A 23,271-nucleotide genomic window follows, 5' to 3' on the forward strand; every position below is an offset into this window, starting at 1 on the left:
TATTAAGAAAAGAGGTAGAAGTTTTCTCATCATTCGCTGGTTATCATTCGTTCTTAATAAAAGTAACTCATAAGTTCTTTAACGCAAAATTTTTGCCAGATATTGTTAATTCTCAGCGGCTAACACCTGCCGTATGCTACTGAGATCGGGAAGATCCTGTGGTTTTTCGTTTACTTGCGCAAACCTAATCACACCCGATTTATCGATGACAAAGGCTGCCCTTTTACTTACTCCCCTCATTTCTAATGCAGGGAATATATCGTATAAGGCCCCATATTTTGAAGACACCTCCCGGTTGAAGTCGCTGAGTAATGTAAAGTTCAACTGTTGATCGTCCTTGAATTTGGCAAGTGTATACACCGAATCGACTGAGATTGCCAGGATCTCGGAATTAAGGCTGTTGTACATGCCCAGGTTATCCCGCATGTCACATAATTCTGCAGTACATACACTTGAAAAAGCAAATGGGTAAAACAGAATTACCACTGTTTTGCCCTGGAAGTCAACTAATGAAACCTTTTGCTTTCCGGAGTCGTACAAGGTAAACTCAGGAGCAATGTCGCCAATTTGTAGAGCCATGTAGTGTTGTTATGAATTTTGGGTTAATGATTTAGCGCCTAAAGCGGGTATATGGGAACATCGATTGGTCAGCAGGAACTGATATACCCCATTTATGATTAGTGGTGCTGTTCTTTGAATACAAAGGTTCCACTACCTACGGGTTCTTCCACATACAAATATTCGTGCATCGGCGGGAAAAAACCTACGGGTACCTCACCAAGCCTGATGTCCTCCGGACGCGGGGGTTGCTCATGTTTATAAAGGGTCTGGTTGCTCTCCAGGTGACGGGTTTGGCCATCAATTGGTCCGCCACTGAAATGTGCAGTTTTTGTATGTTTCTCCATGTTGCTATCATTTAGAAGAACTAAGAAGACGAGTATTCGATGGTTGGCTGTGATTAATTTCTATAAAGCCCGTGCCATCGTAAACAAATATAATCGTATGGTTCTTGGCTCGTAAGCTTTCGCAGGCGCTTTTATTTAGTAGTTAAACAATTTAATAAACCGGAATTGATTAGGATAGGGCTATACAAAAAAAAGTCACTTTGCAGTGACTCCTTTCTCTTTCTGTAACTGTTCCCAGAGCTGAGGTGTAGAACATCGTTGAATTTGCACCAACGACGAAAAGCAGCCCCAACGCGTAAGTTATTTTTTTACCAGTTTTCCGGTTTCCATAAATACCTTGAAATTATGAATGTCATTCTGAACCATTTTCTCAAAAACATTATTCAACAGCAAAGCGACACCTGCACCAATCACACCCAATGGTGGGCGATAGGTTATCGTTACATCCAGCTCAGTGCCTTCGCCATTGTTGGTATCAACAAAAGCAACCTTTCCTGCATTGTCGATGGTTGAGTCTGGGATTGAACTCCAGCCTATGAAATTATCGGGGTCTTCTTTAACAATCTCTGCAGTCCAGTCGACCGTAATAAGCTGACCTGGTATCTTGGCTTTCCATACCGAATACTTTTCGTCGATTTTGTCAACGCTTTTTAAATGACTCATGAATAACGGAAGATTCTCAAGCTCTCGCCAAAAGGCATAAACCTCTGCCCGGGGTTTGTTTACGACGATGCTTGTTCTGATATTGATGTTTTTTGCAACCTTCGGAACCCGCTCTTTTCCCATTGCCTTATAAAGAAATGAGTGACCGGTAAGTCCCCTGGCGATCAGTATTGCACCGGCAATAATCGAAGGCACTTTTGCTTTTGTGTTCCGAACTAGGCCAAGGGACAACAAGAGACCACCCAGCGCAGAAGAAACGATTCGCTCGGTTGAATCGATGTTCACGTGGCTGCGATGAGCAGCATTGGTTTCTTTCGAAATATTTTCAGTCATAAGGAGTTATTTAGATGATGTTGAAATCTTTATACAGGGGATTAAGAATCATGCCATCTAGTGTATGCGTGCTCCTGTTTTGAGGATTGCTTATGAGTATGGTTTATTGGAATGTCCTGTGCTTTCATTATGCGCCACATTAAAGGCTGTGCTCTCTGTTATGCCCGCCGTATTCATTCAAAACGGGAAGTCTAACTTAGCATTCCTTTCGGCAATGCACCGCACCTATTCTGGGATGCATTCTCAAGAAATCCCTGCCGCTGCCGGTTATTAAAACTTGGTTGAGGGTAGAGGTGCAAGCAAACGTTGACTTGGGAGATTATACCATCTCAAATGGCCCCGTTCCCAAAAACTACTCTTGAGTAGAAGGGGTTAAGCGTAGAAAATTACTTAGCGCTGTTAGTGCTTCTTAATTGAATGTCCAAAATGATCTACAACAAATCGGTATTAGGCTAAATGAAAAATGGCCCGTTTAAGGGCCACTAATGCTAGTTACATGGGTAAGTTATGTTAATGAATATTCTTGTTTTAACTGCTCCGTTGCAAGGTTAACAACAGCTTCCACTTTCAATACCAATGGGAATAAAGCTTCCAGATTAATCTTTTTTCTGCCGTCAGTTTCCAGTGTGCGAATGTCATCTTTCACACTGTCTATACACATGGTCTCCAGGGTGGGTTTAATCTTATGGGCCATCTTGCTTACCGTATCCCAGTCCTGTACTTCAGCCGCTTTCTTCATCTCAGCAACCGTGGCGGGTATGGTATCAATAAAGATCTTGGTCAACGTAACAACAAAATCTTCACTTCCCCTTGCAAGCTCATTAACATTTTTCATGTCATAAACCTTATCTACCGTGCTTGTTGGGACGGTTTCAGGCACATCAACTGCAGCCAATGTTTGTTCCCTTTCGGCAAACGCGCGGCCAAATGCACCTTCATGTTTAAGTACCCTTGATATAACGTCGTGCAGCGCTTTCTCCTTGAATGGCTTGGTTAAAAAGTCGTCCATGCCTACAGCAATATACTTTTGTTCCTCACCCTTCAGGGCAATTGCTGTCAAGGCAATTATTGGGGTATCCCGCTTTTTAGGATCATCAAGCTTCCTGATTTCGGCAGCTGCTTCCAGCCCACTTTTTTCAGGCATTTGAATATCCATCAGTATCACGTCGAAGTCCTCCTCCTTCGCTAATTGCAAGGCTTCTACCCCGGTCATGGCGGTTTTGCATTCCAGTCCCCAGTAGTTCAGGATATTTAGTGCCAGCATCTGGTTAACCTGGTTGTCTTCAGCCAGGAGCACTTTAAGTTTGCCAAGTTCTATTTTTCCTGGTTTGTCTTCAGTTTCAGCAGGGATGATGTCATCCTTTCCAGGTTTCCGGTAAGTAATGGTAAACGTAAACTTACTGCCATGATTAGGTTTACTCTGCACCCATATGCTTCCTTTCTGAAGTTCAATCAGGTTCTTTGTAATCGCCAACCCAAGGCCGGTACCACCATATTTTCTTGCCGTTTCGGGGCTTGCTTGTATATAAGGTTTGAAAATCTTAATCAGCTTGTCCTCTTCGATACCGATACCTGTATCCTGTACCGAAAATTCTACCGTAAGGTCTTCTTCCGTTTCTTCTCTGATGAGTGCATTTACGGTTATCGCACCTTTAGGTGTGAACTTAATCGCATTGCTAAGCAGGTTGTTCATTACCTGGCTAAAACGGGTAGGGTCGCCACAGATTGGAAGGTAATCTCCGATCTGGTTATTGAAAACGAAATCAACGTTTTTCTCCTTGCCGGTGTATTCAAATAACCTGATCAACGAATTGGTTGTACTGATCAGGTCAAATGGTATGCTTTCAATTTGTACCTCGCCAGATGAAATTTTCTCAATATCGAGTACATCATTGATGATATTCAATAACGTTTTTGCTGAGTCGTTAATGATTTTCAGGTAGTTCTTCTGTTCAGGCTGAAGCTCCGTTTTTTCAAGCATGTTGGAGATACCGATTATGCCGTTCATTGGCGTCCGGATCTCATGGCTCATGTTGGCAAGAAAAACTTCTTTAACCTTCGCGGTTTCTTCGGTAAGTCGTTTGGCTTCTTTTAGTTCTTCTTCTGCCTTGATACGTTCTGTAACATCTTGTGCAAACCCGATGATATAGGGTGCTTCGCCCTTTTCTGATACCTTAAAGTTTTCGTATAGACAGTAGATCTTGCGACCGTCCCTGTTTAATATTCTGAAGATCCCCCTGGCCTTCGTTTCCATTTCAAACTCCTTCAGGTATATCGCGTCAAACGTAATATGGTCCTCTGAATAAAGAATTTGTTTAAGGCTTTTGCCAATCAGCTCATCCTGGGTAAAGCCTGTACGTTCGCACAGTGCCGGGTTAACAGTAAGCAGTTTCCCTTCAAGGTCATGGGTGAAGATGATCGCTTTACTGTAGTTAAATAAGTCGCGATAACGTTTTTCACTCAACTGTATCTGGTGCTCAAATTTTTTACGTTCATTAATGTTCAGTCCATACCCAATCAGCATCTTCATTTCACCCTGCTCATTGTAGATCGGACTCATTCTGCGGAGATGGTATTCCTCCTGGCCACCACGTGTAACCAACAGTTCCTCCCACTCAATACCTTTTTTTGAGGCCCTCGCGTTTTCGTAGATCTTCTTTCTTGTTTCTGCAATTGAAAGGTCCTTACCCTTAAGCCGGCAATAATCTTCATCGGTTTTGCCGATCATCCATTTGCGCAACTCGGGGTCCCGGATGGCTACAGGGTTCAGAAACAGGTATTCATGATGAGGTGAGAAAACAGCGATATCCGACGGCAGGTTGTTGAGTACATCCTCGTAAAAAAGTCTCTTTGCTTCTGCTTCTTCCCGGGCACGAATCTCAACGGTTTCATCCTTCATAACCCATAGGTGTAAATCGGAACCATCACCTGCTTTTACGGGTGTATAATCCCGAACGAGTACACGATTGTCGGTAAGGCGGATGTGTTCATCTTTTACAGGCACTTGAGCCTTTATTATGGCATGTGACTCCCTGAAAAAGTCACGCGATACAAGTGGCTGAATAAACTGCCGGACCAGATCAATTGATTGATAATCCTGTAACTCAGCAGGGGTGAATGGTATATTGAAGAGGTCGCAAAATCGTTGATTGGTAAGTAAAATATTGCGCTGTTCATCTTCAAGTAAAATCGCAGAAGGAAGATTAGATAAAACCTCTTGCAAATAGTACAGCTTAGCGGGTAGGTTACCCGGCTGAGCCACAGGTTTCTTCTTATATAGATTTAACACGTTTGATTCCTTTTGAAGTTTGACTGTTCCTTCAGTAATATAAGCAGGAAGTATCCGGGCAGTTTAAGGGAAAGGGAATATAAAGTTAGCTGTTAATGAGAAGCCTTTTAACGCAATCCCGGCAGCTGGTTGTCTAATTTAAAAAACTTCCTTCCAAAGAGAACTTTTTGTTTACAAAAACTTCTTTATTCTGAATCATCCGGTAAATCGTCGATTTGCCAACGTCCAGTTTCCTGGCAACCTTTAAAACGTCGTAATTGTATTTATCCAGATAATATTGGATCAGTTTGGTGGTAAACTCCTTTAGTGTAACATCTTTCATCACGAAATCGCTAATTGCATTTTGCGACATTACGTTCAGGTGTTCTGCCTGTATATCCTGGTCTTCGGCCATCACACAAGCAAGCTCGATAACAGATTTCAGCTCCCGGACATTACCCGGAAAAGAATGATTCAACAACTTCTTCTTCGCATCGGTAGTCAGGTTTTTACCATTCAGGCAATTTTCCTTGCAAAACTGATCGATAAAATACTTTGCAATAATCAGTACGTCATTCTCCCTTTCCCGCAATGGCGGCAGGTTAATGGGCAATCCCAGCAAGCGGTAGTAAAGGTCCTCGCGGAATGTTCCCGCCCTGACCATTTCCAGTAAGTTCCGATGCGTTGCTACAATAATCCGAACATCTATTTTCACCACTTCATTGCTACCTACCCTAATGATTTCCTTTTCCTGTAGTGTTCTTAAGAGCTTTGCCTGCATGTTAATATCCAACTCGCCGATTTCATCCAGGAAAAACGTGCCTTTTGATGCCTCTTCAAACTTTCCGATACGGCGCGAGATGGCACCGGTAAATGCACCTTTTTCGTGGCCGAACAGTTCCGTCTCCAAAAGATCCCTGGGGATAGCCGCAACATTGACCGCTACGAAGCGCTGTTGTTTACGGGGAGAGTTATAGTGAATAGATTTTGCAACCAGTTCTTTACCCGTGCCCGTCTCCCCGGTTATAGATACAGTGATATTTGTTTTTGCAGCCTTCTCCATCATGCTGAATACCCGCATAATCGGTTGACTATGGCCGATTATGGCATTGCTGAAATCGTATTTACGGGTAACCTCTTCTTTTAGCGTCTCAATTTCCTGCTTGAGTTCAACAGTTTCTCTCAGGTGGTTGATCGTGTTCCACAAGCGATCTTTTGCATCTTCATCTTTAACGATATAATCATAAGCACCTTTTTTCAGCAAGTCAAGTGCTACCTTAACTTCTTCCTGTCCGCTGATGATGATCACTTTGGTATCCGGACTTGATTCTCTGACCTGCGCCAATAAAAGATCGCCATTCATATCCGGAAGCGAATAATCAAGCGTCACCACATCCGGCTTCTCGTGCAACTTGGCAAGAAAGCTTTTTGCCGTATCAAACTTTTGTATGACATAATCGGGGTTCAGCAGCAGGTAGTATTCCAGCATCGAACTGTACCACAGATCGTCTTCTACAATAAACACTTTGAAGGTCTTTTGATCTTTCATATTGGATTGGATATTCACCCTATTAAACGAAGAAACATTTTCAGTATTGTTCATTTTAGTTCGACTTTGGGAATATATTTCCAATAATGAGACAAGACAACTCCACGCTCCGGTGCGCATTTATTGTACCAAAAATACCTGGTGCACATAGAGAAGCTGGTTTTGAGTGCATATGATTGGAAATTAGCTGGAGATCAGCTAATTACGCCTGGGAGACCACTATTTTCAGCCAAATTTAAGGCTCTCTCAAACGGACCTTCCCAGGCCGTATACAAACACTCCATTCAATTCTCCTGATAGCAGCAAAGCATGCACTGCTGTGATCAACATGTAATTATGTGTGTGCAGTACTAACTTTAGTCGATTAGGCTATTTTTGTTTATATATTTTCCATTATGATTGTTGATAATGTACTGGTCGACAAACTTGCAGAGCTTTCCAGGCTTAAGTTTGAAGAACACGAAAAAGAAGGGATCAAGGAGAATTTACAAAAAATGATCTCCTTTATTGAAAAACTGAACGAATTGGATACCACAGGTGTTGAACCTTTGTTGTTTATGACGGATACGGTAAACAATTGGCGTGAAGACGAGGTGAAAGGTTCAATCAGCCGCGAAGAGGCGCTTAAAAATGCACCTTCCGCAGACACCGGGTTTTTCAAGGTTCCGAAAGTAATCAGGCATTAATCAATTCGGATCACAAACTCAGGTGTTACAGCCTGCTTTTGGGTTCACTCCGATTGTTCAGGGGCACTGCTTACGGAAAATAGCTATATTGAACCTTTTGCAGGAATCTGTTCCAACACCCTAAATTTCCACCGATGGCTGAGTCAATTATTCATTTAAACGACATTCGAAAAAGTTACTTCATGGGCGGGCAGGCAATACCTGTGCTTATGGGTATAAACCTCGATATTTTTAAAAATGAATACGTAGCGCTGATGGGGCCCTCAGGTTCCGGAAAAAGCACGTTGATGAACATTCTTGGTTGTCTTGACAGCCCAACTTCCGGCAATTATATCCTAAACGGCAAAGACGTTAGTAAGATGGCCGACAACGACCTTGCCGCCGTCAGAAACAAAGAAATAGGTTTTATATTCCAGCAGTTCAACCTGCTGCCGAGGTATACCGCCGCTGAAAACGTTGCGCTTCCGTTGGTTTATGCGGGTGTGGGTAAAAAGGAACGGATCGAAAGGGCGCAGGAAGTTTTGGCCAAAGTGGGCCTCGGCGAACGTAGCCACCATAAGCCAAACGAGCTTAGTGGTGGTCAAATACAAAGGGTAGCTATTGCCAGGGCACTTATCAACAACCCGGCAATCATATTAGCTGATGAACCTACTGGAAACCTCGACAGCAAAACTTCTGTTGAAGTAATGGAGATTTTCGGAAAAATACAGGAAGCAGGAAATACCGTTGTGCTTGTTACGCATGAGGAAGATATTGCGGGTTATGCCAAGCGGGTAGTGCGTCTCAGGGATGGCCTGATCGAAAGTGATCGAAGGTCAACGATGTCGTCATTCAAAGCGGAAGGTGTTCATGTTTAGTGCTGCTTAAACTAAAATCAATGGCGATTAAAATTTATACAAAAACAGGTGATCTTGGCAATACCTCACTTATTGGTGGAACAAAGGTGCCAAAGAGCCATCTTCGGATAGAAAGTTATGGAACCGTAGATGAATTGAATTCTTATATCGGTCTGCTGAACGATCACCTAACCGATGCCCACAACAAAAACTACCTGAAAGAGGTGCAGGATCGTTTGTTTACGATAGGCTCATCACTCGCCTGTGATCCGGACAAGGAGCCGATGATGAAGATCCCCGACCTGAAAGAAACAGATATAGTATCACTCGAACAAGAAATGGATGCAATGAACAAGGATTTGCAACCCATGCGAAACTTTATTTTACCCGGTGGACATGTAGCCGTTTCAACAGCGCATATCGCCCGCTGTGTTTGCCGCCGCGCAGAACGGTTATGTGTAAGTTTACGTGAACACGATTTATTTGTTGAGCCACTTGTAATCAAGTACCTTAACCGGTTGAGCGACTATCTATTTGTGCTTAGCAGGCATATCGCACATCTTTTAAACGTAGCAGAAATCGCGTGGAAGCCACGCAATTCTTAAACCGCAATTCTTAACCGTTCATCATTTTGCCATCCTTCATGTGTAGGGTGCGATCGCTCATCTCAGCGAGTTCTTCGTTGTGCGTTACAATCAAAAAGGTTTGATTAAACGTATCGCGTAACTGAACAAAAAGCTCGTGCAGTTCTTTGGCGGTTTTACTATCCAGATTGCCGGTAGGTTCATCGGCAAATACGATTTGTGGATTGTTGATCAATGCACGGGCAACGGCCACACGTTGTTGCTCGCCTCCACTAAGCTGCTGTGGCTTATTTTCAAGTCGGTTGGCGAGCCCTAATTGTTTTAATAATGATGTTGCGCGTTCCATGACTTCTTTTTTCCTTCCCCCTGCTATCCAGCCCGGAATACAGGCGTTTTCGAGGGCGGTAAACTCCGGTAACAGGTGATGGAACTGGAACACGAACCCGATATGTTTATTTCGAAAGTCCGCCAGTTTCTTACCCCGCAGGGTATCAATCCGTTGTTCGTTCAGGTAAATTTCGCCCGCGTCAGCTGTGTCCAGGGTTCCTAAAATGTGCAGCAGCGTGCTTTTGCCCGCACCCGATGATCCAATTATACTAACGATCTCTCCTTTGGTAATTGTTACATCCACCCCCTTTAATACTTCAAGTGTTCCATAACGTTTGTGAATGTTCTTTGAGGTAAGCATAAGGGCTTCTTTGAATGTGTTGCAAACCTACAGGTTGCCGTGGCAACGCGAAAAACAATTTGCACAAATTGCAAACATTAACGAAGCAATGGTAAACCATGATTTGGTTATTTCGTTTATACATTTACATTTGCAAAAATTTAAAAACCTAGCACACCATGTTTTGGACACTCGAATTAGCCAGTTATTTAGAAGAAGCACCCTGGCCTGCTACAAAAGATGAGCTGATCGATTATTCCATTCGCTCGGGTGCTCCAATCGAAGTGGTGGAGAACCTGCAGGAGCTTGATGACGAAGGTGAAACCTACGAAAGCATAGAAGATATCTGGCCCGACTATCCCAGTCAAGATGACTTTATGTTTAATGAAGACGAATACTAAACTTTACGCTGATAAATAAGAAAACCACCAAACGGTGGTTTTTTTTTATTTATTCAATATTACACCGGAAGTAAGTTCAGCCCTGGAAAATACTTTTTTGGTTACCGGCAGTAAATCTTGCTTCAACATCGTTGTGTCACTCACTTATACAGTTGGTTCATTAGTGGGCGAAAAATGCAGGTACTCCATCGAATTAAGGGATCATTTAGAACCCGGACCAAAGCGAAAAGTAAAATAAAGTAATATCAAAGAAGAAAGAAGTACGACCGAATTCGCCACGATGACGGGTCCATTTACAATGGCTATACCGTAGGTCAGCCAAATGGATGCGCTTAGGATTACAATTAACACAGTCCATTTGCTAAGGTCTCCCACGCTTTTGGTTTGCCATGCTTTGTAGACCTGCGGTACAAAAGTGATAGAGGTAAGGAATGAACCGAGATAGCCAACGTATTCATACCACATCCATCCGGTTGTTTCTGGTAAAGCAGCGTTAAGCAAAATATACGAATGCATCGAACTTTGTTTGAACCGACATTAAAGTAGATGAGTTAGGCGTTGTTAAATTGATTTGCCCATTATTGTGTTGCCGTAGAAGCCCGCCCGGATGAATCGGTACGGACGGTTGTGCGACGCCCGTCCGACTGGCGCAGCCGGGCAGGCAACGATGTTAAATAGTAATCCTATAGTTGGGTCCAAAAAGAAAAAGCCAAACTAAACGACATTAAAAACAAATTGAGCACCGCCGATTATTTTTCCATCTGCTCGATTACTTCCTGTGTTACCCCTGTAAAGCTGAAACCGCCGTCGTGAAATAAGTTTTGCATAGTCACATAGCGGGTTAGGTCGCTGAATAATGTAACACAATAGTTAGCGCATGCTTCTGCACTTGCATTACCCAATGGACTCATCTTTTCTGCAAAAGCCATAAAACCATCGAAGCCTTTAACACCGCTGCCTGCAGTTGTGCGCGTAGGAGATTGCGACACGGTGTTTACGCGTACTTTACTGCGTATGCCATACTGGTAACCAAAACTGCGCGCGATACTTTCCAGTAAAGCCTTTGCATCCGCCATTTCATTATAGTCAGGGAAAACCCTTTGTGCAGCTATATAAGTTAGTGCAACCACACTGCCCCATTCGTTGATTGCATCCATCTCGTAAGCAAGCTGTAATACACGGTGCAGGCTCATCGCAGAGATGTCGTATGTTTTATGGGTAAAGTCGTGGTTTAAAGCCGTGTAATGATTGTTCTTCCTCATGTTCATACTCATGCCAACACTGTGCAGTATGAAGTCCACCTTACCACCAAAGTGATCTACACTCTTTGTGATTAGCGATCTGAGATCATCCATACTCGTAACGTCGGCAGGAAAAACAGGTGCGTTATTGCACTCCTCGGCAAGCTTGTTAATCTCGCCCATACGTAATGCAATAGGCGCATTCGTTAATACCAGTTCGGCTCCTTCAGCATAACATTGTTGTGCAACTTTCCATGCAATTGACTGATCGTTCAGCGCCCCGAATATGATCCCTTTTTTCCCTTTCAACAGGTTGTATGACATGATCGTATGATTTTTTATTTGAAGGAGTGGTAAAAATAGAACTTCAATCCTTAACCGGAAAAAAGAATGTAAAGTACAACCACATGGTAAAACCATGCAGCACAAATGCACTTAGAAATACACCTACGAAATACAATAACAGGTTTGTAAAATTGCGGTTTGCAAAGGCCCTCTTTTTTAATTGTGCATGCACCATGTACACAGGTATTGCAACCAACAGAAAATACATCACCATCAACCATTGCCAGTGCGGAACATCTTTCATGAAGTAAATATAATCTGCGCTTTGAATCGGCCGCTTGTTGAAAGCTTAACTGTTTACCATTTCACGGGCATTTTCAAGTGCCGCTGCCGTAGGTTTTTCGCCACTAAGCATTTGGGCAATGGCAGTAATTCGCTCTTCTGGCGAAAGGGTGCGGATATTTGTTTTGATGGCGTTTTTCGTTGTCTCTTTATATACAAAATAATGCCGGTCGGCTTTGCCTGCTATTTGGGGCTGGTGCGTTATGCAGATCACCTGTCGCTTGTTTGCCAGCCCTTTCATAATCAGTCCCACCTGCTTTGCAGCTTCGCCTGAAATGCCGGTATCAATCTCGTCAAATATAAGTGTTGGCAAATCTATAGACTGCGCCACCAGCGATTTAATACAAAGCATTAACCTGCTCAGTTCTCCTCCGCTGGCCACTTTACGAATGGGTTCAAAACGATTGCTTTTGTTGGCGTCGAATAAAAATTCAATCAGGTCTTTACCATATTGGTTGTATGCAGCATTGGTTAACTGAACTTTCAGCCTTGCATTTGGCATACCTACCTGAACCAACAACGCATTTACTTTTTCTTCAAGAGGCTTTGCTTGTTTTTGTCTCTTCGATGACAACAAAGCTGAAGACTCCTCCATTTTAAGGCGGTGTTCCGATACTTCATTTTCTTTGGCCAGTATCAGGTCATCAATCTGAAGTACGACCGTTAGCTTTTGTCCTAAGTCGGCATGTATTTGCAACAGTTCGCTTGTTAAACGTACCCCATGCTTCTTTAGCAACTTGTATCCGGTGGAGAGCCGTTCATTAATCGTGTTTATTCTAGATTGGTCAAATTGAACATGATTGTTGATGCGGTCAACTTCTTCCGAAATGTCCTGGAGCTCAATTTGTGCACTTTGAATTCGTTCCACCAGGCCTGGTAGTTGAGGGTGGATTGCTGCAAACCCCTGCAATTGGTTTGCGATAATTTTAAGTTGCTGAACAATGGGCTGTTCGCTTTCTTTAAGGTCAAAATAGGCACGGGTTAATGCCGTTTTGATATCCTCACTGCTGTTGAGCATTTTCAACTCGGTCTCAAGATCTTCAAGCTCATTTTCAACGAGATTGAGTTCTTCGAGTTCATCAAACAAAAACTGGTTATAATCGGTCTCCTTGGTGAAGCCTGATTTTTGACCCTGTAACAGTTCAAGTTCTTTTTTACTTCGTTGCCACAGCCGGTAGGATTGCTGGTATTTGTTTAATAACTCGTCGTTGGTGGCAAGCGCATCGATCACCTCTCGTTGAAAGTCAATGTCGCCAAGTTCCAGTGTGTCGAACTGTTGGTGCAAGTCTACCAATAACGAAGCAAGCGTGCGTAGTTGCAGCAGGGTAGCAGGGGTATCATTTATAAAGCCGCGCGATTTGCCATTAGCGCCGATTTCTCTTCGGATAACCAGCTCTTCTTCAACATCAAATTCGTTATCCCTTAAAAAAGTGGTTACATCCTTTTTGCTCATGACGGTAAAGAAGCCTTCAACAAAACATTTCTTATCCCTGTTCTGTAATGCAGAGGTATCGGCACGGTCGCCCAGTATAAGGCTGAGCGCCCCCATCAGTATGCTTTTACCCGCACCCGTTTCACCTGTAATAATGTTGAGTTGGTTTGAAAACTGGATTTCAATCTCTTCGATTATAGCGTAATTCTGTATCAGCAATTTCCGGAGCATACGGTAAAGATAATCTACTAAACAATTTGGCTAAGTGAAACTAATAAACAGTTTCCCCATGTATTTGGAAGATCAGCCGCATCGATTTATTGCCCTTTGCACCGTGCAATGCCCGACTTGGCACGTTGGTCGAGAGAGTCTTTATATTCGTGGTCTTCCATTGCTATGCACTTCTCAAAATAAGCGATTGCCTGGGCTTTGTTACCTCGTTTTTCGTATATGTAGCCGATCTGTAAAGCTGCCCTGGCAGCATAATATTCTTTCCGGTTTTCACCTAGCCTGATTGCTGCAAGGTATGCTGTGATTGCCGCATCGTCGTTACCCAGGTCGTCGTATATTCTTGCTACCCGGTAATCAAATTCGAGTGCGTGCCCCGGATCAGAAAAGCTCGCGCTGCTTTTTCCATGTAAAAGGCTCAGCGCTTCTTTATGATAACCACCATCGCTGAGCAAACGGGCCTTGAGCAGGATTACATTAGGCCATTGATTCGACTTTGCATCTTTTTGTGCTTTCTTATCAGCGTCGGTATCGGTGTTGCCCCTTTGCAGAAGCCGTTGCCGTGCGTTTTCTGCAGCCGGCATATTGCCAAGCAGGTAATGTGCCCAGCTGATTTTCTGTAGTACATCTTTAACGTAAAAACGACCCTTGAAACTCCGGATAAAACGTTCAAAATAGTTGATCGCCTCCTGGTACTCAAGGTGGTGAAGTTTGGCATAGCCCATCTCGAAATCCCACACCGATGTACTCAGGTATTCGGGTGAAGTGTTACGCCTGAGAATAACGTTGCGGGCAAAATCGGTTTGCTTGTTGTTTATGCCGAGGTTGGCAGCGAGATAGGTAAACAGGTGATTGTTTACAAGATCAAGCTTTCTTGAGTTGATGAACTGGAACACTTCTTCAGGCTTGTTCTCGAGGTAGTATTTAAGGTAGCAATAGTAAAACGAGGCTTCGTTCTGGAATAACCTGGCGTATTGATCATTGCTGTTTAAGAAGGTACGCATCGTATTCATGCCTTCACTGATAGAGCCACGTAATCCAAACAGGTTGGCAGCCCACCGATAGTTTTTTGGAACCGTTCCGATGACCACCTGGAGCGGGCCGTAGATCATGTTGTTGGGCATAAACCCGGGAAAGTCTCTACGGTTTTGTTTGATCAGCGAAAATGCTTTTTTAAAGTCGAGTCCTGCACCTAGCCGCTCGCCAAATTTGATCTCTACCGCAGCACGCTGAATGTAAGTAATTGCCCGGCAATAGTTGTAAAAAGGCGAGGTTTCAGAACCTTCGTCGAAAGCATCCAGCCGGAGGTTAAAGTTGTTTTTGCGTTGCTTATATTCATTTGGGTCTTCGTTAAAAAACAAAACAAAGAAGTCAATATAACCTTCGAGCAGGTAGGGGATAAGGTTGTTCGAATTCTGGCTTCGTGCCTCATTGATCAATTGCTGACCAACACCCAATTTCAGTTTTGTAATTTCCAGGTAGGCCTGCTGGCAGGTACTGTTGAAGTCAAAAACTTTCTGGGCACCGGAAGAAATCGATAGTAAGCATAGGATCGCCAGTGCAAAGAGTCTACTCATAGTATTCAATTACCGAAATAAAAAAGGGTGCATGGTAGCACCCTTTCAAATTTTTCTAAAGCGATTACTTTAGTTCAACCGCGTCGTGTAATTCCGGATCAACCAGGATACGACCGCAGTTTTCACATACGATTATTTTCTTATGTTGTTTGATTTCACTTTGCTTTTGCGGAGGGATAGCATTAAAACATCCACCACAAGAGTCTCTCAATACCGGCACTACGCCAAGCCCGTTACGGTAGTTGGTGCGGATACGGTCGTATGAAAACAACAAGCGCTCATCTAATGCAGTTCTCGCTTCACCGCTAAGTTCTTTGAAGTGGTTCTCCTCTTTTTCAGTATCGGCAATGATCTTTTCGAGTTCACCTTTCTTATTGTTCAGCACACCTTCTTTTGCAGCAATTTGTTTTTTTGCAGCTTCAAGCGTTTTTGCTTTTTCAGATATTTCCTCATTTGCGTCTTTGATATGCTTTTCTGCCAGCTTTATTTCAAGCTGTTGCATTTCCATCTCTTTGTTGATGGCTTCAAATTCGCGGTTATTCTTTACGTTTTCGCTTTGCTTTTCGTATTTCTTTCCCAGCGCTTCTGCTTCTTTAATGAGTTCTTTTTTCTTTTCGATGAAATCGGTTATGCCATTGATTTCCTCTTCGATACGGTTTTGACGGGCATGCAAGCCAAGGATTTCATCTTCAAGGTCACTAACTTCAATTGGAAGTTCTCCCTTCAGAATTTGTATTTCGTCTAGTTTAGAGTCAACTTTTTGTAGCCTCACCAGGGAGGATAATTTCTCTTCAACAGAAAAATCTTTTACGCTAGCCATAATATGTTTTGAAATTTCAAGGTTTTTGTATCGGAAAAAACGTTTGCGGGTCTGGAATATACTCCAGGTCTGCTGCGAAAGTTTATTTCCACACCTAAAAGTAGTTTACCGGGTTGGTTATAACACCACTTTTGAGGATGGCGAAGGTAGGAAATTTTGCTTGCAAAACGTCATACAGCAGTTCCGTCGTGTATTGTTCGCTCTCATAATGCCCTATATCGGCAATTACGAGTTTGCTGTCTGCATCAAAAAACTCGTGGTACTTAACATCTGCCGTTACAAATACATCTGCTCCGGCCTGTATGGCGTTCCTGGTTAGAAAAGTGCCGGATCCGCCACATACGGCAACCTGCTGAACGGGCTTGTTAAGAAGGGGAGTATGTCGAATTACCTTCAGGCTGAACTCCCGTTTTAACATTTCTAAAAAAGGTTGTTCAGCCATTGGGTCGGGTAATTTGCCAATTAAGCCACTTCCAATTTCACTAAAACCATTCGAAAGTGGAATTACATCGTACGCTACTTCTTCATACGGATGTACATTGAGTAAACTCTTTACCACAGCACCTTGCAAATGGGCCGGAAAAACCACTTCAATCCGAACTTCGTTTTCTTCATGTAAATGACCAATACTGCCGACGAAAGGATTGCTGCCTTCACCAGGTTTGTAGGTGCCTGTGCCGCTGACGTTGAAGCTACATTCAGCATATTGCCCGATTTTACCTGCCCCCGCCGAAAATAGGGCTGACCTTACACCTGCTGCCTGCTGCTGCGGAACAAAGGTGACCAGTTTCATCAGCGTGCCCGATTTTTGAACCAGGGTGCTCCGATCGACCAGGCCGAGGCGGTCCGCAATTTTCGAGTTTACACCGGTAAGAATATTGTCAAGATTGGTATGGATAGCAAATATGGCGACGTCGTTTTTTATGGCTGTAATTACCGAACGCTCGATATAGTTGCTGCCGTTTAGCCTTTTTAAGCCAGAAAATATAATGGGATGGTGTGCAATTACCAGGTTACAATTGCGCTGCACGGCTTCAAGCACCACGGCTTCCGTTGCGTCAAGTGTACAAAGCACCCCGGTACACTCGTGTTCGGGGTTTCCGACCAGCAAGCCGGTATTGTCATAGCTTTCCTGGAAAGCAGCTGGTGCAAGTGCACTCAGTACGTTTGTAATTGCACTAATCTTCATAAGGTGACTTATCAATAAACAAAGGTGTTCAACCCAGCCCTGGAACCCATTTTCTGGCTGCCCCCGCTTGGAGGGCCCCGCATCTACGATTGAACGGCCTGCTTCCCCGGATATTCCTTTAGTGCAGCCTCCAGGCAATCCATTGCTTTATTAATAGCATTCAGGTTTAAAACGTAAGCGAGTCGAACTTCCTGCTTGCCCAGGCCTGGTGTGCCATAGAAGCCCGTGGCAGGTGCAAGCATAACTGTTTGACCCTGGAAACTAAAGTGTTCCAAAAGCCACTGGCAAAAGGTGTCGCTGTCATCAATAGGGAGCCGTGCCATTGCGTAAAAGGCTCCACCCGGATTTGGACAAAAAACACCATCCATGGCGTTAAGCCGTTTTACAATCAGGTCACGACGGCTCTTGTATTCTGCCTTTGTAGTGTCGAAATAGTCAGCGGGCAGGTCGCATGCGGCTTCACCCGCGATCTGTGCAAAACTTGGCGGACTCAACCTGGCCTGGGCGAATTTCATTGTCGCCTCAATCAGGTTTTTATTTTTTGAAACAAATGCACCAATCCGCCCACCGCAGGCACTGTAACGTTTGCTAATGGTGTCCATCAAAACAACATGATCGTCAACACCGTCGAGGTGCATGGCACTAAACTGCTGATTTTCGTAGCAGAACTCCCGGTAGGCTTCGTCGGCGAAGAGATATAGATTGTGTTTTTTGATAAGATCCCGGAGTTGCTGCATTTCTTCGTGCGTGTACAGGTAACCGGTTGGATTGTTGGGATTGCAGATCACAATCGCCTTTGTTCTCGGCGTGATCTTCTTTTCAAACTCGTTTATTGGTGGAAGCGCAAAACCGGTATCGATACCCGATGTTACAGGAATAACCGTGATACCAGCTGCAACAGCAAAGCCATTGTAGTTGGCATAAAATGGTTCAGGAATAATCACCTCGTCCCCCGCATCCAAACAAGCCATGAAACCAAACTGAATGGCCTCGCTTCCGCCCGTGGTAACGATAATCTGGTTGTAGTTAACGTGAATACCCACCGAAGCATAGTATTCCACTAGTTTCCTGCGGTAACTTTCATTACCAGCACTGTGGCTATATTCTAAAACAGTGAAGTCGGATTTTCGTACCGCATCCAGAATTTGAGGAGGGGTTTCAATATCGGGCTGGCCGATATTCAGGTGGTAAACCTTGACACCTTTTTTCTTTGCCGCTTCGGCATAGGGAACAAGTTTCCTGATGGGGGAGGCCGGCATCATCTGGCCGCGATGACTGATAGTTAACATAAAACAAAGATAGCCAGCACAGGAAGATCGTTCAGGTATTTACAAAAAAAAGCCGCTAAAAGCGGCCTTCCAAAAAGATATTACAATGTTAGCTTTTCTTCTTAAGTGGCTTTAGCTGTGGGCCAGAAGCTTTTGATTTTGCTTCATCGGTCAAGCCATTTGACTTAGCGCCGTTTGAAACAGCAGCCTCGGGAGCTACCACCTCACCATCAATTTTCAACACAATCGGCTCAGTAACTTTAGCAAGTTTAACGGTAACATCTTTCGTGAAAGTACCCATAGCTGCCGCATTATAAGTTACTTTAATCTGCTCTGATGCGCCGGGAGCAATTGCATTCTTCGGGTAATCAGGCGTTGTACAGCCACAACCTGCAACCGCACTTTCAATTACAACTACTTTACCTGAGGTGTTCTTAAACGTAAACGAGTGTGTTGCAGGCACGTTCTGCTTAATTTTTCCAAAAGAGTATTTCGTTTCTTTAAACTCGATTGGCGACTGTGCGAGCAGAGTGCCAACGCTGAACATAAGGGCTACTAAGAGGGTAACTTGTTTCATGATGATTTATAAGTTTAACTAGTCTTGAATATTTACTTTCCTGAATTTTTCATTTTTTGAACCGCGCCATTTGCCGGAGCCGGGTTCTCAGCTACTTTATAGCCCTCTCCAAAGAACTTTACTTGCTTGCTCATGCCATTGGAAAAGATGATGTCGACCAACTTTTCAAAAGGACCCTCGGTATAACCATTGAAGCCCATGGTAACCTTGAAAGTTTCTCCCGGAGCATACGGACCAGGTTGCCATTTTGGAGTGGTACAGCCACAACCCGCCTTTACATTATCGATTCTTATGGAGTCGCTGCTCACGTTTTTAATCACAACATCAAACTCGGCAGGCTTGCCATACGGAATTTTTCCAAAGTTGTGAACCGCCTCTTTGATATCAAGTACTTTGGAAATATCAGCAGTGGCTGCAGTAGCCGTGCCTGTAGTTGCTTGTGGCGTAGTGCTTTGCGCGTTAGCAAACACACTGAGTAACAAACAACTAAATGCGAAAGTAAATTTTTTCATGAGGGTTATTCTGTTATAATTGTAAAAGTATCGATTGCAGGTTACACTTGCATCCCCCTTCGAAATGCGTCAACAGATTTAAGATTTTATTAAGTGAACTAAAGATACAAAAAACTCCCGTTTATGAAAGTAAGTAACGCCGCCGGTGATAAATTATTATGGGTAATTTAAAAATGGATTTATAGGGCTTAAATAATATTTTTGACGATGGAAAATTTTCAATCCCATACTGATTCCGGAAACGATGTAATGTCGTATGACGGTTTCAGACAAGAGGTACTGAAAGATTACAGGATAGCCGTTGAGAGCCGTGAGGTGAGTTTGCTGGGGAGAAGAGAGGTTCTGACGGGGAAGGCAAAATTTGGGATTTTTGGTGATGGCAAGGAAATCGCCCAGGTAGCAATGGCGAAATTTTTTAAGCCAGGAGATTTTCGCGCGGGATATTACCGTGATCAAACCTTTATGTTCGCCACAGGACTGGCCACCGTTGAACAATTTTTTTCGCAGCTATATGCAGATCCCGATGTAAAAAACGATCCGTTTAGTGCAGGCCGGCAAATGAATTCTCATTTTGCCACACCTTTCGTTGACGAACAGGGTGACTGGCTGGACCTGGCGGACCGGATGAATATCACCAGCGACATTGCGCCTACAGCCGGCCAGATGCCACGCGCACTCGGACTTGCATTTGCATCTAAAGTATTCAGGGCCAGTGGCCCAACAGACGAGTTTGCTCACCTTAGCGATAATGGTAATGAGATTTGCTTTTGTACAATTGGTGATGCAAGCACCAGCGAGGGGCACTTTTGGGAAAGCATCAACGCAGCAGGCGTTATGCAGGTACCTTTAGCGGTGTTCGTATGGGATAATGGTTATGGCATATCGGTGCCGGTGAAGTACCAAACCACGAAAGGCTCCATTTCTACCGCTTTGCGTGGATTTCAAAAGACCGAACTTACAAACGGTATCAATATCTATAGAGTAAAGGGATGGGACTATGCGGGCATGTGCGAAGTGTTTGAAACTGCCCTGCATGAAATGCGTGAGACCCATGTACCTGCTATTTTTCATGTTGAGGAGATGACGCAGCCGCAGGGGCATTCAACCAGCGGTAGCCACGAGCGCTATAAGTCAACTGAGCGGCTTGCCTGGGAAAAGGAATGGGACTGTATCCGAAAGATGCGACAGTGGATGATCGCCAATGGTCTTGCCGCAGAAGATGAGCTCACTGAAATTGAATATGCGTCGAAGCAGGCAGTAAAGCAAAGTAAGGTTAAAGCATGGCAGAAGTACATGGAGCCAATTGCCAAACAGGTAAACACAGCCGTAGACCTGCTTAGCCAGGTGGAAGCGGAAGACGAGGAGCTACATGAAATCATTCGTACGCTTACTGCGGATCTCAAAAACAATCACGAGCCAATGCGGCGCGATGTGCTCCGGGCGATGAGCAAGGCGCTGTTAATCGCACCTACATCGCCTTCAGTTGAACAGGTAATGGACTATTACGAAAAGCTGAAGCAGGAAAATCGAGAGCTCTATAACTCGCACCTATACAACGAAGGACCTCGATCAGCCTTGAATGTAGCCGAAGAAGCAGCTTTAATACCTTACAATGCGCCAACTGTAAACGGTTACGAGATCCTTAACCGGTATTTTGATGAACTGTTTAAGAATGATCCCAGGGTATTTGCTTTTGGTGAAGACGTGGGCCAGATCGGCGACGTGAACCAGGGTTTTTCGGGATTGCAGGAAAAATATGGTACAAACAGGATTTTTGACACGGGCATAAGGGAGTTGACCATTGTAGGCCAGGGGATTGGCCTTGCCCTTCGTGGCTTACGCCCCATTACGGAGATACAATACCTGGATTACCTCTTGTTTGGCCTTGAACCGCTTAGTGACGACGTTGCAACATTGCACTACCGAACCAAGGGCCAGCAAAGTTGCCCGATAATCATTCGTACGCGGGGCCATCGCCTTGAGGGTATCTGGCACAGCGGATCGCCGATGAGTATGATCATTGGTGCGTTAAGGGGAATGTACGTATGCGTACCCCGGAACATGGTACAGGCTGCAGGGATGTACAATACCTTGTTGCAGGCTAACGATCCCGCGATTGTTATCGAATGCCTTAATGGTTATCGCTTAAAAGAAAAATTGCCGTCCAACCTGCTGAGCTATACCGTTCCGCTAGGTATTCCGGAGATCATTCGTGAAGGCGCTGATATTACGATGGTTTCTTATGGTTCTACCTTGCGTGTTGTGGAAGAGAGCGCCGAAAGCCTGGCGCAACTTGGTGTGGGTTGCGAGGTGATCGACGTTCAGACGCTGCTGCCTTTTGATATTCATAAGAGCATTGTTGAGTCCGTTAAGAAAACCAACCGGGTGGTTTTTATTGATGAAGATGTTCCGGGTGGGGCAGCTGCCTATATGTATAATGAAGTGCTCGAAAAGCAGGGTGGTTACAGATGGATTGATGTTGCGGCACGCACGATAACCGCCAAAGCTCATCGTACGTCGTACGGTAGCGACGGCGACTATTTTGGGAAACCAAATGCGGAAGACATCATTGAGATTGTATTGGAAATGATGCGGGAGTAAGTGTGGACAAGTGCTTGAGAAAAGCTCTCTTCAGGTAGGCTTGGCTTTGTGCGCTGATATGGAGGTGACAACTTTTGCGCTTGATTGTTGCAGGTGACAACACTGATGGAGAAAATTTCTGCGCTTGAATGTTGCAGGTGACAACACCTGCAACGGCAAATGTGACAACTCCTGCAACGGCGGAACTACCGCGATGGAGAAGCCCACTGCTCTCGTATGTTGCAGGTGACGACACCTTCAACGGCGGAGGAGACAACTCCTGCTATGGCGAAGCTGCCGCGATGGAGAAAACTTTTACGCTTGAATGTTGCAGGTGACAACACCTGCAATGGCGAATGTGACAACACTTGCAACGGCGGAACTACCGCGATGGAGAAACCCACTGCTATCATATGTTGCAGTTGACAACACCTGCGAGGGGGATACACCTGCAGCGGCGGATCACCTGCGATGCTCAAGGAATATGCCGTTGAACTGAGCGTAGCAACGATGTTGCTTTATGGGTTATGCCGCTGGTCACCAAAAAAAACCGAAGCCGGAGAAGTTACTTGAGGTTGTGATAAACCTTCTGCACGTCCTCGTCCTGCTCGAGCCGGTCAACTAGTTCCAAAACCTCTTTTGCAGACTCTTCTTCTAATTCTACTGTTGTTGTTGGTATGCGCGTAAGCTCTGCTGAAACCAGGTTTACACCTTTATCTTCAAGTGCTTTACTCATGGCGCCAAATGAATCATAAGGGGTACGAAGCACCACGTTACCCTCACTGTCTTCTCCTATTTCTTCGAGTCCGAAATCGATGAGTTCAAGTTCAAGTTCCTCGAGGTCGATGCCTTCGTTTTTAATTTTGAACTCACCCATATGGTTAAATAAAAATGCCACTGATCCGCTGTTTCCCAGGCTTCCTTCGCCTTTTCTAAAGTGCATGCGCACGTTTGCCACGGTACGGGTAGGATTATCCGTAGCTGTTTCAACCAATACGGCCACACCATGTGGAGCATAACCTTCGTAAACGAGTTCCTCATAGTTGCCCATATCCTTGCCCTGTGCGCGTTTGATAGCGGCCTCTACACGGTCTTTGGGCATGTTAACACCCTTTGCATTGGCCATACAGCGACGTAGTGCAGGATTGGTGTTCGGGTCGGGCCCGCCCGACTTGACCGCAATAGCGATTTCCTTTCCGATACGTGTAAACGCTTTTGCCATGCGATCCCAGCGGGCAAACATGGTAGACTTCCTAACTTCAAATATGCGACCCATTCCGTTTATGTTTACTTTTTGTGGTGTACAGCCCCAGATACTTTTTGAGCAG

23 protein-coding genes are annotated in these 23,271 nt (G+C 44.4%); 6 read left to right on the forward strand and 17 right to left on the reverse strand.

Features of this window, described 5'->3' with window-relative positions; genetic code table 11:
* Nucleotides 1-105 precede the first annotated feature (105 nt).
* From EXU57_RS05245 to EXU57_RS05265, 5 genes are all read right to left on the reverse strand, one after another.
* On the reverse strand, nucleotides 106-579 hold the full coding sequence (locus tag EXU57_RS05245; protein WP_133267128.1) for a redoxin domain-containing protein: 474 nt from the start codon (nucleotides 577-579) through the stop codon (nucleotides 106-108).
* Between the two features lie 98 nt (nucleotides 580-677).
* Nucleotides 678-905: a hypothetical protein gene (locus tag EXU57_RS05250; protein ID WP_133267129.1), complete on the reverse strand. Its 228-nt coding sequence runs from the start codon at nucleotides 903-905 to the stop codon at nucleotides 678-680.
* Nucleotides 906-1,205: 300 nt separating this feature from the next.
* Nucleotides 1,206-1,901 carry an SRPBCC family protein gene (locus EXU57_RS05255; protein WP_133267130.1) on the reverse strand — a complete coding sequence of 232 codons (696 nt, stop codon included), beginning with the start codon at nucleotides 1,899-1,901 and terminating at the stop codon, nucleotides 1,206-1,208.
* Nucleotides 1,902-2,406: 505 nt separating this feature from the next.
* Nucleotides 2,407-5,124: a PAS domain S-box protein gene (locus EXU57_RS05260; RefSeq protein WP_133267131.1), complete on the reverse strand. Its 2,718-nt coding sequence runs from the start codon at nucleotides 5,122-5,124 to the stop codon at nucleotides 2,407-2,409.
* Nucleotides 5,125-5,323: 199 nt separating this feature from the next.
* A complete protein-coding gene (locus tag EXU57_RS05265; RefSeq protein WP_243745517.1) occupies nucleotides 5,324-6,772 on the reverse strand; it encodes a sigma-54-dependent transcriptional regulator in 1,449 nt (482 codons plus the stop codon).
* A gap of 341 nt (nucleotides 6,773-7,113) precedes the next feature.
* On the opposite strand from EXU57_RS05265, the gene gatC reads away from it, so the two are divergent.
* The 3 genes from gatC (at nucleotide 7,114) to EXU57_RS05280 (ending at nucleotide 8,845) form a co-directional block, all read left to right on the forward strand.
* Nucleotides 7,114-7,404, forward strand: coding sequence for an Asp-tRNA(Asn)/Glu-tRNA(Gln) amidotransferase subunit GatC (gene gatC / locus EXU57_RS05270; RefSeq protein ID WP_133267132.1), 291 nt, complete (start codon nucleotides 7,114-7,116; stop codon nucleotides 7,402-7,404).
* A 134-nt stretch (nucleotides 7,405-7,538) separates the two neighbouring features.
* Nucleotides 7,539-8,261 carry an ABC transporter ATP-binding protein gene (locus EXU57_RS05275; RefSeq protein ID WP_133267133.1) on the forward strand — a complete coding sequence of 241 codons (723 nt, stop codon included), beginning with the start codon at nucleotides 7,539-7,541 and terminating at the stop codon, nucleotides 8,259-8,261.
* 20 nt (nucleotides 8,262-8,281) lie between these two features.
* Entirely contained in the window at nucleotides 8,282-8,845 is a 564-nt protein-coding gene (locus tag EXU57_RS05280; RefSeq protein ID WP_207955399.1) for a cob(I)yrinic acid a,c-diamide adenosyltransferase, read from the forward strand.
* A gap of 10 nt (nucleotides 8,846-8,855) precedes the next feature.
* Here the strand turns inward: EXU57_RS05280 and EXU57_RS05285 are convergent, their stop codons facing one another.
* Entirely contained in the window at nucleotides 8,856-9,512 is a 657-nt protein-coding gene (locus EXU57_RS05285; protein WP_133267134.1) for an ABC transporter ATP-binding protein, read from the reverse strand.
* 158 nt (nucleotides 9,513-9,670) lie between these two features.
* Between EXU57_RS05285 and EXU57_RS05290 the strand changes: the two genes are divergently transcribed.
* On the forward strand, nucleotides 9,671-9,892 hold the full coding sequence (locus tag EXU57_RS05290) for a DUF2795 domain-containing protein (RefSeq protein ID WP_133267135.1): 222 nt from the start codon (nucleotides 9,671-9,673) through the stop codon (nucleotides 9,890-9,892).
* A gap of 201 nt (nucleotides 9,893-10,093) precedes the next feature.
* Here the strand turns inward: EXU57_RS05290 and EXU57_RS05295 are convergent, their stop codons facing one another.
* From EXU57_RS05295 to EXU57_RS05340, 10 genes are all read right to left on the reverse strand, one after another.
* Nucleotides 10,094-10,408: a SemiSWEET family sugar transporter gene (locus tag EXU57_RS05295; RefSeq protein WP_133267136.1), complete on the reverse strand. Its 315-nt coding sequence runs from the start codon at nucleotides 10,406-10,408 to the stop codon at nucleotides 10,094-10,096.
* Between the two features lie 233 nt (nucleotides 10,409-10,641).
* Entirely contained in the window at nucleotides 10,642-11,457 is an 816-nt protein-coding gene (locus EXU57_RS05300) for an enoyl-ACP reductase (RefSeq protein WP_133267137.1), read from the reverse strand.
* A gap of 43 nt (nucleotides 11,458-11,500) precedes the next feature.
* Nucleotides 11,501-11,722 (reverse strand): hypothetical protein, encoded by a 222-nt coding sequence (locus EXU57_RS05305; protein ID WP_133267138.1) that lies wholly within the window; start codon nucleotides 11,720-11,722, stop codon nucleotides 11,501-11,503.
* A gap of 45 nt (nucleotides 11,723-11,767) precedes the next feature.
* Nucleotides 11,768-13,423: a DNA repair protein RecN gene (gene recN / locus EXU57_RS05310; protein ID WP_133267139.1), complete on the reverse strand. Its 1,656-nt coding sequence runs from the start codon at nucleotides 13,421-13,423 to the stop codon at nucleotides 11,768-11,770.
* An 86-nt stretch (nucleotides 13,424-13,509) separates the two neighbouring features.
* Nucleotides 13,510-14,997: a tetratricopeptide repeat protein gene (locus tag EXU57_RS05315; RefSeq protein ID WP_133267140.1), complete on the reverse strand. Its 1,488-nt coding sequence runs from the start codon at nucleotides 14,995-14,997 to the stop codon at nucleotides 13,510-13,512.
* A gap of 64 nt (nucleotides 14,998-15,061) precedes the next feature.
* Complete coding sequence (locus tag EXU57_RS05320; RefSeq protein WP_133267141.1) at nucleotides 15,062-15,817, reverse strand: zinc ribbon domain-containing protein; 756 nt, start codon at nucleotides 15,815-15,817, stop codon at nucleotides 15,062-15,064.
* 94 nt (nucleotides 15,818-15,911) lie between these two features.
* Entirely contained in the window at nucleotides 15,912-17,006 is a 1,095-nt protein-coding gene (locus EXU57_RS05325) for a Nif3-like dinuclear metal center hexameric protein (protein ID WP_133267142.1), read from the reverse strand.
* Between the two features lie 83 nt (nucleotides 17,007-17,089).
* Nucleotides 17,090-18,295 carry a pyridoxal phosphate-dependent aminotransferase gene (locus EXU57_RS05330; protein ID WP_133267143.1) on the reverse strand — a complete coding sequence of 402 codons (1,206 nt, stop codon included), beginning with the start codon at nucleotides 18,293-18,295 and terminating at the stop codon, nucleotides 17,090-17,092.
* 88 nt (nucleotides 18,296-18,383) lie between these two features.
* A complete protein-coding gene (locus EXU57_RS05335; protein WP_133267144.1) occupies nucleotides 18,384-18,851 on the reverse strand; it encodes a DUF1573 domain-containing protein in 468 nt (155 codons plus the stop codon).
* Nucleotides 18,852-18,883: 32 nt separating this feature from the next.
* On the reverse strand, nucleotides 18,884-19,363 hold the full coding sequence (locus EXU57_RS05340) for a DUF1573 domain-containing protein (protein WP_133267145.1): 480 nt from the start codon (nucleotides 19,361-19,363) through the stop codon (nucleotides 18,884-18,886).
* A 207-nt stretch (nucleotides 19,364-19,570) separates the two neighbouring features.
* On the opposite strand from EXU57_RS05340, the gene EXU57_RS05345 reads away from it, so the two are divergent.
* The gene (locus EXU57_RS05345) at nucleotides 19,571-21,964 is read left to right on the forward strand and encodes a thiamine pyrophosphate-dependent enzyme (RefSeq protein ID WP_133267146.1); all 2,394 of its coding nucleotides are present in this window, start codon (nucleotides 19,571-19,573) and stop codon (nucleotides 21,962-21,964) included.
* A gap of 128 nt (nucleotides 21,965-22,092) precedes the next feature.
* A complete protein-coding gene (locus EXU57_RS05350) occupies nucleotides 22,093-22,281 on the forward strand; it encodes a hypothetical protein (RefSeq protein WP_133267147.1) in 189 nt (62 codons plus the stop codon).
* Nucleotides 22,282-22,508: 227 nt separating this feature from the next.
* Here the strand turns inward: EXU57_RS05350 and EXU57_RS05355 are convergent, their stop codons facing one another.
* Nucleotides 22,509-23,219, reverse strand: a complete 711-nt coding sequence (locus tag EXU57_RS05355) for a YebC/PmpR family DNA-binding transcriptional regulator (protein ID WP_133267148.1) — start codon at nucleotides 23,217-23,219, stop codon at nucleotides 22,509-22,511.
* Nucleotides 23,220-23,271 lie beyond the last annotated feature (52 nt).

It is taken from the genome of Segetibacter sp. 3557_3, from assembly GCF_004354985.1.
In the GTDB taxonomy this organism is placed as follows: Bacteria; Bacteroidota; Bacteroidia; order Chitinophagales; family Chitinophagaceae; genus Segetibacter.